The sequence below is a fragment of the Vagococcus sp. JNUCC 83 genome, from assembly GCF_053667615.1.
This window is the reverse complement of the sequence record NZ_CM132204.1, coordinates 1,759,997-1,775,890: the sequence shown is the minus strand read 5'-3', so window position 1 is coordinate 1,775,890 and position 15,894 is coordinate 1,759,997. Positions and strand designations below refer to the sequence as shown.

Sequence of the window (15,894 nt, the reverse complement as noted above, 5' to 3'; positions counted from 1 at the left end):
AAAGATATAAAAAAAGAGGTGTAATGATGGAATCAATTTTAAATAAAAGTACTGAACGACAGAAAAAACTTATTTTGTACATTGCTAGAAATTACAAATGGGTGACCGCACAAGAATTAGCTGACTATTTAGAATGTAATATCAAAACTGTGAGACAAGATATTATAGATTTAGAAGAAGAATATTCTGATATCTTATCGATTGAGTATTCCAAGCAACAAGGTTATCGATTTCATACGATTGATGGTCGTAATATTTTAGAAATTTACTTAAAATGGATTCAAGAATCACTATTTTTTTCTATATTATCTGATTGTTTTTTTGAAAAAAATGATTGCATCGACTATTTTTATAACACTTATTTTATCAGTGAAACGACATTAAAACGACAGTTGTCATTAATCAATCGAACGCTAAAAAAAATTGGTATTTCTATCAGTGTATCTACTGGGAAAATGAAAGTGAAAGATGAAAAATTATTACGATTTTTTTATTCATTATTTAGTCTTGAGAAACGTTCAATCTATGAATGGACAGATATTAATATGGATCAGGAGGTATTGTTTTCTATCATTGAGCGATGCGAAAGCTATTTTGATTTATCTTTAAATATTGTACAAAAAAATATCTTTTCATTTTTTATCTATATATCTGTTACACGTTCAAGTCAGGATAATTTTATTCAATCACCGATGACTGTTCCTGAGAGCTTTTATAAGCAACTAAAAGAACCATTGCAACTACTAAGGAAAGAGGATAGTTTAGATGTTTTTTTGACCACTAACGCTCAATATATGGATAGCCTACAATTTATTTATGACATTTTTAGTCATTTAGCCGAACACTATCATTCAGAGACTGTTCATAGTCTGACGAAAACTTTTATTCAATTAATTACGACAAAAATGCAAGTTGAAGATAGCGTACTGGATTTTGAAGGGATAAAAAAGGAACTAGCTTATGTCACCTTTATGAATGAGGAATATCCACATCCTATGAGTTTAGTTAGTTTAAGAAGTGAGTTAAATGCCAGTTCAATTCAAGCGCGTTATCCCGTTTTTTATGATAGTGTTTCTGATAGTATTGAGGTGTTATCAAAAGATGTATCGTGGCTTATTTATTATAAACATTTGTTAATTAGTCGCGTATTTCGATATTGGGATTATCGCTCGTTTGAACAACTTTCAAAAATCAAGCCAGTATCTATCGCAATTTCTACGACATTAGAGGAAAATCATGCAGATGTTTTGGCTTATATGTTAAAACAAACATTCCAATCTAAAGTAGATATTGTCTTTAAGGAATATGACAAGACACTATTTAATAGCGAAAACAATAAGAAAGAGTTAGAAGGGATTGAAATAGTTATTACTAATCATATGTTTTATCGTCAGTTAGATAATAATATTATAGTAGATGATGTGATTGAAACATATAGGTTAGAAGGAATTAAGCAAACCATCAATTCACTCTTGATGAAACATACTCGACAAAAGTCAATAGAATAATAATAACTGTTATTGAAAAAGATTGTGAAAAATGATACACTAAATGTGAAAATTGTCACAATTTAGGAGGGATAGACTGTGGAAGAAGACAACAATACGAGAATGGTCCCAAAAGCAACAACAAAAAGAATTCCACTCTATTTTAGATATTTAAAAACATTAAATGAAACTGGTGTGAAACGCATTAAATCAAATGAATTTAGTAAGATGATACAAATACCTTCAGCTACAATCAGACGTGACTTTTCACATTTTGGAGAATTAGGGAGAAGTGGTTATGGGTATGATGTCCCTTATTTAATTGAAGTATTTAGTGATATTTTGAAAACAGACATTGAAAAAAGAATCGCACTTGTTGGGTCTGGCAATTTAGGTAAGGCGTTAATAAAAAATAACTTTAGACGTGACACAAACTTAAATATCGTTGCAGCATTTGATACAAATCCAGAACTTATAGGTGAAAAAGTGAATGGTATAATCATTAAAGACATGAGTGAATTAAAAAAAATTGTAAAAAAAGAAGGCATTACAACGGTAATTATGACGGTTCCAAGCAGTAAAGCTCAAAAAGTCATAGATGAGGTTGTCGATGCTGGAGTAACTGCGATTTTAAATTTTGCTCCTAAACGATTAAAAGTTCCATCACATGTACAAGTTCAATACATTGATTTAACGACAGAGTTACAAACGCTAATTTATTATGATGAAAATTATAATCATGCCAATGTCGATTTAATCTAGCATATCTAGGCATCTATTTTGTATATTTTACTTTATTTAACTATAATTAAATAAATACAAAAAAAGGATGTGTCGTAATGGAAGTATTGTTAAAAGGTAATCCAGTAGAATTAGTAGGAACACCACCAAAAGTTGGGGAAAAAGCACCGTTATTTAGTTTAAAAGATCTATCAGATAACGTCATTTCTTTAGATGAGTTAAAAGGGAAACCAGTGATTATTAGTGTTGTCCCTGATATTGACACAGGAACTTGTGCGCTTCAAACAAAACATTTCAATAAAGAAGCAGCAACAATCAAAGACATATATTTTTTAACTATTTCAAACAACACCAAAGAGCAATTAGCTAATTGGTGTGCAGCAGAATCTGTTGATATGACGATGTTAAGAGATGATGAGGGTGTAGTTGGTCAAGAATATGGCATTCTAATTCCATCAATTAACCGCTTAGCTCGCTCAATTTTTGTGTTAGACAAAGATGGTGTGATCACTTATGAAGAAATTGTACCAGAAGTATCGACTGAACCTAACTATGAAAAAGCGTTAGAAGCAGCCAAAGCGTTAATCTAAGTTTGACGAAATGAATTTACCCATGTAGAATGAATGGCATAAACAACCACATTGAGTAGGAAGAGTAGTACTTGAATCTGTGAAGAAAGAAAATCCATTGGCTGAAAGGTTTTCCATGTGCAGAGTATGAAGGTAGCCTAGGAGTGGGAACCGTATTGTCAACGTTATATGACCTAGAGAGATAAGCGTCTTAGTATGCTTATAAGATAGGTGGTACCGCGAGATAATCGTCCTAAAGTTAGAAATAACTTTAGGACTTTTTTGTTTTGAAAAATGAATATAAGGAGAGATGTATATGACAGATGAACAACATAACTTAGCACCAAAGTTCGATCCAAAAGCTGTTGAAAAAGGGCGTTATAAAGAATGGTTAGAAAAAGATTTATTTAAACCAAGTGGGGATGAAAGTGCTCCAGCATATTCTATCGTAATTCCACCGCCAAACGTGACAGGAAAACTTCACTTAGGTCATGCATGGGATACAACCCTTCAAGACATGATTATTCGTCAAAAGAGAATGCAAGGGTTTGATACATTGTGGTTACCAGGTATGGACCATGCGGGGATTGCCACTCAAGCAAAAGTAGAAGAAAAATTACGTGGTGAAGGTGTGTCACGATATGATTTAGGTCGTGAAAAATTTATTGAAACAACAAAGGAATGGAAAGAAGAGTACGCTGGACATATCCGTGAGCAATGGGCAAAATTAGGGCTATCTCTAGATTATTCTAGAGAAAGATTCACTCTAGATGATGGATTATCTGATGCGGTGAAAAAAGTCTTTGTAACACTTTACAACAAAGGACTTATCTATCGTGGTGAGTATATTATTAACTGGGATCCACAAGCAAAAACAGCGTTATCTGATATTGAAGTCATTCATAAAGATATCGAAGGAGCATTTTACCATATGTATTATCCACTTGCTGATGGCAGTGGAAAATTGGAAATTGCGACAACTCGTCCAGAAACAATGCTTGGTGATACAGCCGTTGCAGTCCATCCGAAAGATGAACGTTACCAACATTTAATTGGCAAAACAGTGATATTACCACTGGTAGATAAAGAAATTCCAATTGTTGCTGATGAATATGTTGATATGGAATTTGGAACAGGTGTGGTAAAAATTACGCCAGCTCATGATCCGAATGACTTTGAGGTTGGTAATCGTCATGACTTACCACGTATCAACGTGATGAATGATGATGCCACAATGAATGATTTAGCTGGAAAATATGCCGGTATGGATCGTTTTACTGCTCGTAAAGAAGTGATTAAAGACTTAGATGAGTTGGGATTACTTAAAGGCATTGAAAAAATGACTCACAGTGTGGGACATTCTGAGAGAACAGGTGTGGTTGTTGAACCAAGATTATCAACTCAATGGTTTGTAAAAATGGCGCCACTTGCGAAAGAAGCAGTTGAAAATCAAGCAACTGATGATGCAGTAGACTTTTACCCACCACGTTTTAATCAAACATTTTTAACTTGGATGGAAAACGTGCATGATTGGGTTATCTCTCGCCAACTTTGGTGGGGACATCGTATCCCAGCTTGGTATCATAACGAAACAGGTGAAGTATATGTTGGAGAAGAAGCGCCTAAAGATATTGAAAACTGGCATCAAGATGAAGATGTATTAGACACATGGTTCAGCTCAGCTTTATGGCCATTTTCAACAATGGGTTGGCCTGATACAGAATCACATGACTTTAAACGCTATTTCCCAACCAATACTTTAGTAACAGGTTATGACATTATCTTCTTCTGGGTAAGTCGCATGATTTTCCAAAGTTTAGAATTTACTGGTGAAAGACCATTTAATAATGTGTTGATTCACGGGTTGATTCGTGCGGAAGATGGACGTAAGATGAGTAAATCTCTTGGTAATGGGATTGATCCAATGGATGTGATTGATCAATACGGGGCAGACGCTTTGCGTTGGTTCTTATCAAATGGTTCAACACCAGGTCAAGACATGCGTTTTAGTTATGAAAAAATGGATGCTGCTTGGAATTTCATCAATAAAATTTGGAATGCGTCTCGCTTTGTTTTAATGAATGTTGAAGGCATGACATATGATGATATCTCACTTGTTGGTGACAAAACAGTTGCAGATAAATGGATTTTAACTCGCTTAAATGAAACGATTGAAAAAGTAACGAACTTCTTTGACCGTTTTGAGTTTGGTGAGGCAGGCCGTCACTTATACAACTTTATTTGGGATGATTTCTGTGATTGGTACATTGAGATGAGTAAGGAAGTTCTTTATGGGGAAAATGAAGAGCAAAAACAAATGACGCGTAGTATTTTAGTACATGTGTTAGATAACATTTTACGTTTACTACACCCAATTATGCCATTTGTGACAGAAGAAATTTGGGAAAAAATTCCACATCAAGGAGAGTCTATTGTTGTTGCAGACTACCCAACAGTAAATGAAGATTGGACAGATGAACAAGCTGCAGAAGGAATGGAAGTTTTAAAAGAATTGATTCGCTCAGTTCGTAATATTCGTTCCGAAGTGAATGCACCGATGTCTAAACCTATCACGCTGTTAATCAAAACATCAAAGGATTCGGTTAAAGATTTCTTTGAAGCAAATACTAACTATATCGAACGTTTCTGTCACCCAGAAGTGTTAGAAATTAAAGAAGAATTTGATGTACCAGATTTAGCGATGAGTGCGGTGATTACTGGTGCGGAGATTTATTTACCACTTGAAGACTTGATTAATATCGATGAAGAGATTGCTCGTTTGGAAAAAGAATTGGACAAGTGGACATCTGAAGTGGCGCTTGTTGAGAAAAAATTAAGCAACGAACGTTTTGTTTCTAATGCCCCAGAGGCAGTTGTAGCAGCAGAAAGAGACAAACAAAAAGATTACTTAGAAAAACAAGCCTCTGTAAAAGAAAGACTGGCTTCTTTGAAAAAATAAATAAAGGTGGCTGTACAAGATGGAGTATGGGGAAATTGTTTCATGGATACATGAACGCACAAAGTTTGGTATTCGTCCGGGGTTAACACGAATCAATTATTTATTAGAACAATTAGACAATCCGCAAGATAAGTTAAAAATTGTTCATATCGGTGGAACAAATGGAAAAGGCTCAACGACAACGTTTTTACGTTGTCTGTTGGAGCAACAAGGTTTGAGCGTGGGCACGTTTACGTCTCCTTATATTGAGTCGTTTAACGAACGTATTGCCATTAATGGGCAACCGATTCCCAATGAAGACTTGGTAGAGTTATGTGAGAAAATAATTCCTATCGTGGATAAGATGGATGACGTACCTGGATTAGCTCATACTGTTGAGTTCGAAGTGTTAACAGCTATGATGTTTGATTATTTTGTCGATAAAAAAGTTGATATTGTTTTAGTGGAAGTTGGTTTGGGCGGACGTTATGACTGTACGAATGTGATGACTCCACTTGTGTCAGTAATAACAACAATTGGTTTGGACCATGTCGATATTTTGGGTGATACGATTGAGCAAATTGCTAGCCAAAAAGCAGGCATTATAAAAGAAAATCGGCCTGTAATTGTGGGAAAATTATCTGATGAGGCTTTTGATGTGATTAGTAAAGAAGCCAAAGAGTTACATGCTCCCATCGAGCGTTACGGTGTCGACTTCACTAGTCGTTATTTACAGCCAACTGATAATTGGGGAGAAAGCTTTGATTTTAAATCTGAAGCGATTGATTTAAAACAATTAACCATCAATATGGTTGGTAAACACCAAGTAGACAATGCCAGTGTTGCCATTGAAACCTTTAACAAAGTATCGGATATGCTTCATTTACCTGTGTCAAATCGTGATTATCAAAAAGGGCTACAACATGCATTTTGGCCAGGGCGTATGGAAAAAATTTCTGATGAGCCATTTATTGTATTGGATGGGGCTCACAATGACCATGCTATGGAAGTTTTAGTGGATAATTTGCAACGTGAATTTTCTGACAGAACAATCCATACAATTTTTGGCGCATTAACGACAAAAGATATTCAGGGTATGATTAACTTACTACAGTCAGTAAATAATTTGAATTTAAAAGTAACAACGTTTGATTACCCAAAAGCTTGTACAAAAGAATTATATGAAAAAATGGGCTTAACAGCCTATGAACATTGGCAAGAGGCTTTATCAGATACACTCAAAGAAGTCTCAGGTGATGACTTGATTTTAATTACAGGGTCATTGTATTTTATCTCTCAAGTCAGACAAACTTTATTAGGAGAGTGACGTGTGAAAAAAATAAGTGGCGTAATATTTGATATGGATGGGCTTATTTTCGATACAGAGTCTGTTTATTCAAAAAATAATATCGAAATTGCACAAAAATTTAAGATGCCAGGTTACAACGCTGAGTATTATAAAACTGAGGTTGGCTTAGGTGAAAAGGCAGTTTACGAAAAATATATTAAAGATTTTCCTATGTTGACACAAGATGAAATTGATCAATTTTTTAAAGAAAGTCGTGCGAGTACATGGGATGATTTTTCTACAGTTGGAGCACCAATAAAACCAGGCATGGAAGAGTTATTAACTTATCTCAATAATCATGGAATTAAGTGTGTCGTGGCTTCAAGTAATAATAGAGAAGCAATTGATTTATTACTTGAAAAAGCTGGGCTTTTAGATAAGTTCAGTGGTATTGTGAGTGGAAATGATGTGATTCATGCTAAGCCCAATCCAGAGATTGTAGAAAAGGCGGTTGACATACTTGGAACATCAAAAGAAGAAACAGTAATGTTAGAAGATTCTCTAAATGGTATTAGAGCATCTTATACAGCAGGTGTGCCAGTTATTATGGTACCGGATTTGATATTACCAAATGACGAAGCGATAGAAAAAACATTAACTATTAAAGATAGTTTGTACGACGTTTTAGATTATGTTAAATCAATGTAAGACAAAGACTCCTTTTTTCACGTATATATTAGGTGAAGAGAGGAGTTTTTTATTTGAAAATAACGTTAACGAATAATAAGTATCCAGATAAATTATTACCCAGAGAGCGGATGTTATCCTACGGGGCAGAAGTACTTTCCAATGAAGAATTATTAGCGATTATTTTACAATCAGGTAGTAAAACAGCTACTGTTATGGAACTTTCAAAAAATATCTTGGATGAATGTCAAGGACTATATGGTTTGAGAAATATAAAAATAGAAGAGCTGATCACTATTAATGGGATAGGTGAAGTAAAAGCATCGCAAATTAGAGCAGTCGTTGAATTAGGTAAAAGATTATCTAATTCCATGAAAGAAAAGTATGGAAAGATATGTTCCAGTCAACAAATAGGCGAACAACTGATTGAAGAAATGAAAGACTTATCACAGGAGCACTTTATTGTTTTTTATTTAAATGCTAAAAATGATGTCATCAAAAAAGAGACTATTTTTATAGGCACTCTCAATCAATCCATTGCACATCCTCGTGAAATTTTCCATTTGGCAGTAAGGTATTCTGCCTCGCGACTCATCTTGGTTCACAACCATCCATCAGGTAATCCAGAACCGTCAGATCAGGATGAACTATTTACCAAACGTTTGGTTTCCTGTGGAGAAATGATGGGAATTGATGTGTTAGATCATATTGTGGTTGGAGAAACCGATTATGTGAGTTTTAGAGAAACTGATAGATTATCTTTGTAAAAACGGGACTTTACTTGCAATTAAAACAGACATGAGTTATCATAAATATGTAATATGATTTTGGATTTCAATAGATGTTGTATGAAACACCCTCTATCGACCGAAAGCAAGTATTACAAAAATTAACATGTGCTACGGCACGAGGAGGAAGTAACATGGCTCAAGGAACAGTAAAATGGTTTAACGCAGAAAAAGGTTTTGGATTTATCCAACAAGAAGAAGGAAATGACGTATTTGTACATTTCTCAGCAATCGATGGTGACGGATTTAAAACATTAGAAGAAGGTCAAGCTGTAACATTCGATATCGAAGAAACAGATCGTGGACCTCAAGCAGCAAACGTTGTTAAAGCGTAATTAATTTTAATTAAAATGTTTAGTGTAAGTGGAATTTTCTGCTTACACTTTTTTATTGTATCAATATATTGCATCCTAATGATTTATTAGATACTATGAATGAACGAAGTCTAAGTTAATCAAGGAGGAGTATATTCAATGGAAGTAAAAACATTATTAATGATCTTTTTTATTAATTTTTGTTACGTAGCACTTAATACGATTCGTTTTATGTTAACAATGAAAGGATCACGAGTTATTGCACCACTATTAAGTATGGTTGAGATTTCTATTTATGTTGTGGGGTTGTCTCTAGTATTAAATCAAATTGACAAGCCACTTAATCTCTTTGTCTATGCACTTGGTTATGCGTGTGGTATCCTTGTAGGTATAAAAATAGAGGATTATTTAGCACTAGGATATATCATGGTAACAGTTATTTTACCGTTAAATGAAAAAAATGCTGAGTTACCAGATGTACTAAGAAATGAAGGATATGGAGTCACGCAAACTATTGCCCACGGAAGAGAGGGAGAGCGTTTAGTATTAGAGATTTTATCTGCTCGAAAATCAGAAAGATCGTTGTATAAGATTATCAAGGAATTTAATGACAAAGCCTTTATTATTTCTTATGAGCCAAAATACATTTCAGGTGGCTTTTGGACAAAAAAAGTACGAGAAAGGAATCGCTAGTAATGATTCAGTTTGAATGTAAAACATTTGATGAATTATCTCATCTTGAATTATTTTTTATATATAAATTTAGAGTCGAAGTATTTGTGGTTGAACAAAATTGTCCTTATCAAGAGGTTGATGATATTGATTTATCAGCCAAACATATTTTAGGAAAAAATTCAGAGGGAAAACTAGTTGCTTATATGCGGATTTATCAAAAGAATACTCATTGGTATATAGGTAGAGTTATTGTCAAGAAAGCCCATAGAACACTAAATTATGGAAAAAAATTGGTATCATATGGTTTATCACAAATTCCAACAGGTAGTCTTATCAAAGCTCAAGCACAGGCCTATTTACAAGAGTTCTATCAATCATTTGGTTTTAAGCCAATTTCAGAAGTCTATTTAGAAGATAATATTCCACATATTGATATGACATTTATCAAATTATAAAAGATGAAGCTAACCAAAAAGTAACTGTCTAAATGAAAATCACTAAACTAACAAAACAGAAATCCCATGAAGTCAGTGTTTTAATAAACTGATTTCATGGGATTTTTCTATTTTAAGACTTTTGATTCAGCCTTATTCTTACTATTAATTTGTTGTTTCAAGTACCATTGGTAAAATCATTGGATGACGTTCTGTTTTTTCAATTAAGAAAGGTTGAACAGTGTTAACAATGACTTCATTTAACATCACTTCATCACAGTCTGGATGTTTTAAAGCTTTTCTGATAGCGTTGAATAACAAGCGTTGTGTTTCTTGAATAAGCTCACCAGATTCTCTCATGTAAATAAATCCTCGAGATAAAATGTCTGGACCAGCAACAATCATTTGTGATTTGTAGTCAACGGTTGCTACTGCTAAAACTAACCCATCTTCAGAAAGAATACGACGATCTTTAAGAACAATGTTTCCAATATCCCCAATTCCGCTACCATCTACATACACATCTTCAGCGTTAAAGTGCCCAGCACGTCTTGCGCTATCACTCGTTAAAGCTAGGACATCCCCATTCTCTAAAATGAAACAATTCTCTTTTGGAACACCTGTTGCTTGAGCTAATTTGGCATGGATGTTTAACATACGATATTCCCCATGAACTGGCACAAAGTACTTTGGTTTAAGTAATCTCAAGAATAACATTTGCTCTTGTTGCCCACCATGACCAGATGTATGAATATTATTTACTTTGCCGTGAATAACATTGGCACCAGCTTCAGATAATAAATTAATTAAACGATTCACGCTCGTTGTGTTTCCAGGAATTGGCGAACTTGAGAAAATAACCGTGTCATCAGGTTGAATTGAAATTTGTCGATGAGTGCCATTAGCAATACGACTTAGAGCAGCCATAGGTTCCCCTTGAGACCCTGTACATAAAATCATAATTTCATCAGCAGGGTATTTATTGATATCACGAGCATCAATAAATGTATCTTCAGGAACAGTGATATGACCTAATTCTCGGCCATTAACGATGGCATTCTCCATACTACGACCAAAAACAGCGATTTTTCTTCCAGTTTTTACTGCGGCTTGAGCAGTCTGTTGAAGACGGAAAATATTTGAAGCGAACGTAGCAAATATAACACGACCTTCGACTTTTTCTACAATTTTTGTGATGGATTCACCAATTACTTTTTCAGATTTTGTGAATTCAGGCACTTCAGCATTAGTACTATCAGATAGTAAACAAAGAACGCCTTCTTCTCCTAAGCGAGCCATTTTGTGTAAGTTAGCAGGCTCTCCAACAGGCGTAAAATCAAACTTAAAGTCACCAGAGTAGACGATATTTCCAGAAGGTGTTTTAACAACCACACCATTTGCTTCAGGAATACTATGAGTGGTTCTAAAAAAGCTAATTTGGGTTTTTCTAAATTTGATCACAGAGTCTTCGTTGACCTCATGTAGTACCGCGTCACGAAGTAAGCCATGTTCTTCTAATTTGTTACGAATAAGTGCCAGAGCAAGAGGACCAGCATAGATTGGGATATTCGCTTGACGTAATAGAAAAGGAATACCTCCAATATGATCTTCATGGCCGTGAGTAATAACTAATGCTTTGACTTTTTTTATGTTTTTAACAATGTATTGGTAATTTGGTATGACATAATCGATTCCTAATAGGTCATCTTCTGGAAACTTAATTCCAGCATCAATAATAATAATTTCATCTTGAAATTGGACACCATAAGTGTTTTTACCGATTTCCCCTAGTCCACCTATTCCAAAAACACCAGTTTCATTGTTTTTTATTTGGGGTTTCATGACTAATTAAACTCCACAAGCTCGAAGTTCGTATGCTCTTTTTCATATTCTAAGTGGTTTCCTTCTAGGGGTTGGATAAACTCGATATTGTAGTTTGTGCGCTCAGTAATTAAGCGACGAGCCGTAATAGGTGATTCTGACTCGATGTAAAGAGACTGCGTTTTTTCTCTTTGTGGACTAAATTTTTTATCCTCTTGATAATATACTTTGTAAATCATTTGACATTTCTCCTTTATAATAAATGAAATTTAATCTTTAATTAATTTGTTAAAACACGACAAAATTAGGTGTAATGAACACCTTTTAAAAGTAATAGTTATCTTAAATAATCCATTTAAAATAACATGGAATCTTGTCTTATTCCACGAATGTTTACTATCTTTTTCACCGTCGTATTTTGAAGTACAAGACTCCAACAATTAGGTTTATTTTATCATAATTGCAAATAATTGTATAGAAACATTCATCAGCAGAAAAAAAGTATAACGATTTCATTAAAAAAATAGGATAATTCATAATAAATCACTGACATTTTACTGGAAAATCAGTTATGATAATAGGAGTGCATTAAATACATATTAAATGAAAAAGAGGGTGGATAAATGAAAACAATGTGGAATTATGCCATGAAGCAGAAAAAATTATTGTTGTTGAACTTTTTCTGTGTTTTTGGTTTTATTCTGATTGAGTTAGGGCTACCAACTCTACTAGCAAAAATGCTAGATCAAGGTGTGGCAAACAATGATATGGAAATTGTCAAACAAGTTGGTTGGCAAATGGTTTTGGTAACTGTTATTGGCATCATATTAAATTTAAGTTTAGCAGTAGTAGGAGCCAAACTTAATACTGGTATTATCAAACATATGCGTGAAGATATGATGGAAAACATCCAACGTTTTTCTCATAAGGAATACGAAGATTTTGGGATGTCATCATTGATTACTAGAACGACTAATGATGCCTTTCAAGTGATGAACTTCATGGGGATGATTTTAAGAATGGGATTTATTACGCCCATTATGTTTATTGCGAGTTTATATATGATTGTTAGAACGAGTCCTTCATTAACGTTATTTGTTTTTGTAGGGTTACCATTTTTAATTTTAGGAATGGTTGTTATAGCTAAATTTTCAGAACCTTTATCTAAAAAACAACAAAAGAATTTAGATAATATGAACCTTATTTTACGTGAAAATTTATCAGGCTTAAGAGTTATCAGAGCGTTTGTAAATGAAAAATTTGAAGAAAAACGTTTTGATAAAGTCAATAATGCTTATGCTACTAGTTCGATGAAACTATTTAAATTAATGGCTTCAGCACAACCGGCATTTTTCCTTTTATTTAATATTATTATGGTATTTGTTATTTGGTTTGGTAGTGTACAAATCAATACGGGAAGTTTAGAGGTCGGAAATTTAATTGCCTTTATTGAATATATTTTCCACGCGCTATTTTCTTTTATGTTATTTGCTTCTGTGTTTATGATGTATCCACGTGCGGCGATTTCTGCTGCTCGTGTACAAGAAGTATTGGATGTAGAACCTGTGATTCAAGATAATGATCAAGGTGTTAGTCAGACAACAACACAAGGAATTATTGAATTTGACAATGTGTCATTTGCTTATCCAGGACATAGTGAAAGCCCCGTTATCAGAGATGTTAGTTTTACGGCTAAACCTGGCGAAACTGTTGCGTTTATTGGAAGTACTGGTAGTGGTAAATCAACATTAATTCAGCTGATACCAAGATTTTATGATGTCAGTCGAGGCTCTATTAAAATCGACGGCGTAGATGTTAAAGATTACAAGCTAAAAAGTTTACGAGAAAAAATTGGTTATATTCCTCAAAAAGCCATTCTTTTTTCTGGAACAATAGCGGATAACTTGCGTTTTGGTAAACAAGATGCTACTGAAGAAGAGATGCGAGAAGCTCTAGATATCGCACAAGCTACTGAATTTGTTTCCCAAAAACCAAAAGGATTGCTTGAGCCCATTACAGAAGGTGGGTCAAACTTTTCTGGCGGGCAAAAACAACGTTTAGCTATTGCTCGTGCGATTATTAGAAAACCAGCGATTTACGTGTTTGATGATAGTTTTTCAGCGCTTGATTACCGAACAGATGCTATGTTACGTCAACGTCTAAAAAAAGAAACAACAGAATCAACTGTATTAATCGTTGCTCAACGGGTGAGTACGATTATGCATGCAGACAAGATTGTGGTATTAAATGAGGGAAATGTGGTTGGTATGGGGACTCATAAAGAGTTATTAACATCTTGCCAAGTATATTATGACATTGCCTCATCACAACTGACAGAGGAGGAATTAAAATGAAACAATCACTTGGACAATTAAAGCGACTGTATCACTATATTTCTCCGTATAAAGTCGGATTTATTGGTGCATTATTTTTAGCCATTATTGCTGTAGTAATGAATGCCTTGATGCCATTTGTGACAGGATTATCGACGACACGAATTGCGCAAAATATAAAAAATGGCGAATCATTGGATTTTAATTATATATTTAAGGTATTGATTATTTTGTTTATTATCGGCCTAGTGTATAGTTCGGCTAGTTTTTTAGCTCAGTGGTTTATGACACAAGTCGTTCAAAAATCAATGAAAGATTTAAGAACAGATATCTCACAAAAAATAAATAGACTACCAGTGTCTTATTTTGATACCCATCAATTTGGCGATGTTCTATCGCGTGTTACAAATGATGTTGATGCCGTTAGTAATGCACTACAACAAGGGTTAATTGCTATAGTCAATGCTTTTTTAGGAATCACAATGGCTGTTGTTGCGATGCTAACAATAAATATTAAATTAGCTCTTTTGGTGATGCTAATTATCCCCTTATCATTGGTTATTACACGTTTAGTGGTGAGGTGGTCGCAACCATATTTCAAACGTCAACAAGATTCACTAGGAGAATTAAATGGGTTTGTACAAGAAAATTTGACGGGATTTAATGTGTTAAAATTATACGGACGTGAAGAAGAAACAATTACTGATTTTAAAGAAGTCAATCAACGTTTAACAACAAATGGATTTAAAGCAGCAGCTATCTCAGGACTGATGATGCCATTAGTTAACTTAACAGCATATAGTGCATATATTGGTGTAGCAGTGTTAGGCTCTTTTTATGTAATTTCTGGTGCGTTACTTTTAGGAAATTTACAAGCGTTTATTCAATATGTATGGCAAGTGAGTCAGCCAATGGGACAAATTACCCAGTTATCTTCCATGTTACAAAGTGCATCTGCTGCGACAAAACGTGTGTTTACGATATTGGATGAACCTGAATCATTTGAAAATGACACAGATATTGCGTTACCTGAGGAGATTCGTGGGGATGTAGAATTTGATAATGTCTCATTTAGTTATCAACCAGATAGACCTCTTATTCAAAATTTTAGTGTCTCAGTAAAAAGTGGACAGACAGTAGCAATTGTTGGCCCAACTGGTGCAGGAAAAACGACGTTAATCAATCTATTGATGCGTTTCTATGATGTGACAGATGGAGCCATTAAAATCGATGGGATTGATACCAAACAAATGAATCGTAGTGATGTTCGCTCGTTATTTGGTATGGTATTACAAGATGCTTGGTTATATAATGACACGATTGCTGAAAATATACGCTTTGGAAAACTTGATGCCACAGATTATGAAGTGGTTGATGCAGCGAACACAGCCAACGTGGATCATTTTATTCGAACTATGCCCGGTGGTTATGAAATGGCGATTAATGAAGAAGGAGATAACATCTCACTAGGGCAAAAACAACTTTTAACTATTGCTAGAGCGGTGGTTTCTAATCCTAAAATTTTGATTTTAGATGAAGCAACCAGCTCAGTTGATACACGTCTAGAAGGACTTATTCAAAAAGCCATGGAAAAAGTGATGGAAGGACGTACAAGTTTTGTGATTGCTCATAGATTATCAACGATTCGTGGAGCTGACTTAATCTTGGTGATGGACCAAGGACAAATTATTGAGCAAGGCACACATGAGAGTTTATTAGCTAAAAAAGGCTTTTATGAAAAATTATATAATAGTCAATTCGCTGAAAATTTAGAAGATTAAAAGAAACCTGTGAGATAATCGTTACTTACTAGTAGACG

General features: G+C 34.3%; 14 protein-coding genes and 1 other annotated feature. Of the genes, 12 read left to right on the top strand and 2 right to left on the bottom strand.

Features of this window, described 5'->3' with window-relative positions; all coding sequences use genetic code 11:
* Positions 1-26 precede the first annotated feature (26 nt).
* The 10 genes from JNUCC83_RS08610 (at position 27) to JNUCC83_RS08565 (ending at position 9,942) form a co-directional block, all read left to right on the top strand.
* A complete protein-coding gene (locus JNUCC83_RS08610; RefSeq protein ID WP_454459632.1) occupies positions 27-1,508 on the top strand; it encodes an AcpB/EbpR/MafR family transcriptional regulator in 1,482 nt (493 codons plus the stop codon).
* A gap of 102 nt (positions 1,509-1,610) precedes the next feature.
* Positions 1,611-2,249: a redox-sensing transcriptional repressor Rex gene (locus tag JNUCC83_RS08605; protein ID WP_454461352.1), complete on the top strand. Its 639-nt coding sequence runs from the start codon at positions 1,611-1,613 to the stop codon at positions 2,247-2,249.
* 77 nt (positions 2,250-2,326) lie between these two features.
* On the top strand, positions 2,327-2,818 hold the full coding sequence (gene tpx / locus JNUCC83_RS08600) for a thiol peroxidase (protein ID WP_454459631.1): 492 nt from the start codon (positions 2,327-2,329) through the stop codon (positions 2,816-2,818).
* A gap of 42 nt (positions 2,819-2,860) precedes the next feature.
* Positions 2,861-3,056 (top strand) — a binding site (T-box leader).
* 57 nt (positions 3,057-3,113) lie between these two features.
* The gene (locus JNUCC83_RS08595; protein ID WP_454459630.1) at positions 3,114-5,756 is read left to right on the top strand and encodes a valine--tRNA ligase; all 2,643 of its coding nucleotides are present in this window, start codon (positions 3,114-3,116) and stop codon (positions 5,754-5,756) included.
* Positions 5,757-5,775: 19 nt separating this feature from the next.
* Positions 5,776-7,062: a bifunctional folylpolyglutamate synthase/dihydrofolate synthase gene (locus JNUCC83_RS08590; protein WP_454459629.1), complete on the top strand. Its 1,287-nt coding sequence runs from the start codon at positions 5,776-5,778 to the stop codon at positions 7,060-7,062.
* Positions 7,063-7,065: 3 nt separating this feature from the next.
* Positions 7,066-7,731, top strand: coding sequence for an HAD family hydrolase (locus JNUCC83_RS08585; protein ID WP_454459628.1), 666 nt, complete (start codon positions 7,066-7,068; stop codon positions 7,729-7,731).
* Between the two features lie 53 nt (positions 7,732-7,784).
* A complete protein-coding gene (gene radC, locus JNUCC83_RS08580) occupies positions 7,785-8,477 on the top strand; it encodes a RadC family protein (protein WP_454459627.1) in 693 nt (230 codons plus the stop codon).
* Positions 8,478-8,632: 155 nt separating this feature from the next.
* Entirely contained in the window at positions 8,633-8,833 is a 201-nt protein-coding gene (locus tag JNUCC83_RS08575; RefSeq protein ID WP_454459626.1) for a cold-shock protein, read from the top strand.
* 138 nt (positions 8,834-8,971) lie between these two features.
* Complete coding sequence (locus tag JNUCC83_RS08570) at positions 8,972-9,505, top strand: DUF2179 domain-containing protein (protein WP_454459625.1); 534 nt, start codon at positions 8,972-8,974, stop codon at positions 9,503-9,505.
* 2 nt (positions 9,506-9,507) lie between these two features.
* Positions 9,508-9,942: a GNAT family N-acetyltransferase gene (locus JNUCC83_RS08565; protein WP_454459624.1), complete on the top strand. Its 435-nt coding sequence runs from the start codon at positions 9,508-9,510 to the stop codon at positions 9,940-9,942.
* A 144-nt stretch (positions 9,943-10,086) separates the two neighbouring features.
* On the opposite strand, the gene rnjA is transcribed toward JNUCC83_RS08565, so the two are convergent.
* Positions 10,087-11,763 carry a ribonuclease J1 gene (gene rnjA, locus JNUCC83_RS08560; RefSeq protein WP_454459623.1) on the bottom strand — a complete coding sequence of 559 codons (1,677 nt, stop codon included), beginning with the start codon at positions 11,761-11,763 and terminating at the stop codon, positions 10,087-10,089.
* A gap of 2 nt (positions 11,764-11,765) precedes the next feature.
* The gene (locus tag JNUCC83_RS08555; RefSeq protein WP_454459622.1) at positions 11,766-11,981 is read right to left on the bottom strand and encodes a DNA-directed RNA polymerase subunit epsilon; all 216 of its coding nucleotides are present in this window, start codon (positions 11,979-11,981) and stop codon (positions 11,766-11,768) included.
* A gap of 384 nt (positions 11,982-12,365) precedes the next feature.
* Here JNUCC83_RS08555 and JNUCC83_RS08550 point away from each other — a divergent pair, with 384 nt between their 5' ends.
* Positions 12,366-14,096, top strand: coding sequence for an ABC transporter ATP-binding protein (locus JNUCC83_RS08550; protein ID WP_454459621.1), 1,731 nt, complete (start codon positions 12,366-12,368; stop codon positions 14,094-14,096).
* Entirely contained in the window at positions 14,093-15,856 is a 1,764-nt protein-coding gene (locus JNUCC83_RS08545; protein ID WP_454459620.1) for an ABC transporter ATP-binding protein, read from the top strand. Before JNUCC83_RS08550 ends, JNUCC83_RS08545 begins: the two co-directional genes overlap by 4 nt.
* Positions 15,857-15,894 lie beyond the last annotated feature (38 nt).

Bases quoted from the DNA above. Each gene is read 5' to 3' on its own strand.
- JNUCC83_RS08610 (WP_454459632.1), top strand. From the start codon at position 27: ATGGAATCAATTTTAAATAAAAGTACTGAACGACAGAAAAAACTTATT.
- JNUCC83_RS08605 (WP_454461352.1), top strand. From the start codon at position 1,611: ATGGTCCCAAAAGCAACAACAAAAAGAATTCCACTCTATTTTAGATAT.
- tpx (WP_454459631.1), top strand. From the start codon at position 2,327: ATGGAAGTATTGTTAAAAGGTAATCCAGTAGAATTAGTAGGAACACCA.
- JNUCC83_RS08595 (WP_454459630.1), top strand. From the start codon at position 3,114: ATGACAGATGAACAACATAACTTAGCACCAAAGTTCGATCCAAAAGCT.
- JNUCC83_RS08590 (WP_454459629.1), top strand. From the start codon at position 5,776: ATGGAGTATGGGGAAATTGTTTCATGGATACATGAACGCACAAAGTTT.
- JNUCC83_RS08575 (WP_454459626.1), top strand. From the start codon at position 8,633: ATGGCTCAAGGAACAGTAAAATGGTTTAACGCAGAAAAAGGTTTTGGA.
- JNUCC83_RS08570 (WP_454459625.1), top strand. From the start codon at position 8,972: ATGGAAGTAAAAACATTATTAATGATCTTTTTTATTAATTTTTGTTAC.
- JNUCC83_RS08565 (WP_454459624.1), top strand. From the start codon at position 9,508: ATGATTCAGTTTGAATGTAAAACATTTGATGAATTATCTCATCTTGAA.
- rnjA (WP_454459623.1), bottom strand. From the start codon at position 11,763: ATGAAACCCCAAATAAAAAACAATGAAACTGGTGTTTTTGGAATAGGT.
- JNUCC83_RS08555 (WP_454459622.1), bottom strand. From the start codon at position 11,981: ATGATTTACAAAGTATATTATCAAGAGGATAAAAAATTTAGTCCACAA.
- JNUCC83_RS08550 (WP_454459621.1), top strand. From the start codon at position 12,366: ATGAAAACAATGTGGAATTATGCCATGAAGCAGAAAAAATTATTGTTG.
- JNUCC83_RS08545 (WP_454459620.1), top strand. From the start codon at position 14,093: ATGAAACAATCACTTGGACAATTAAAGCGACTGTATCACTATATTTCT.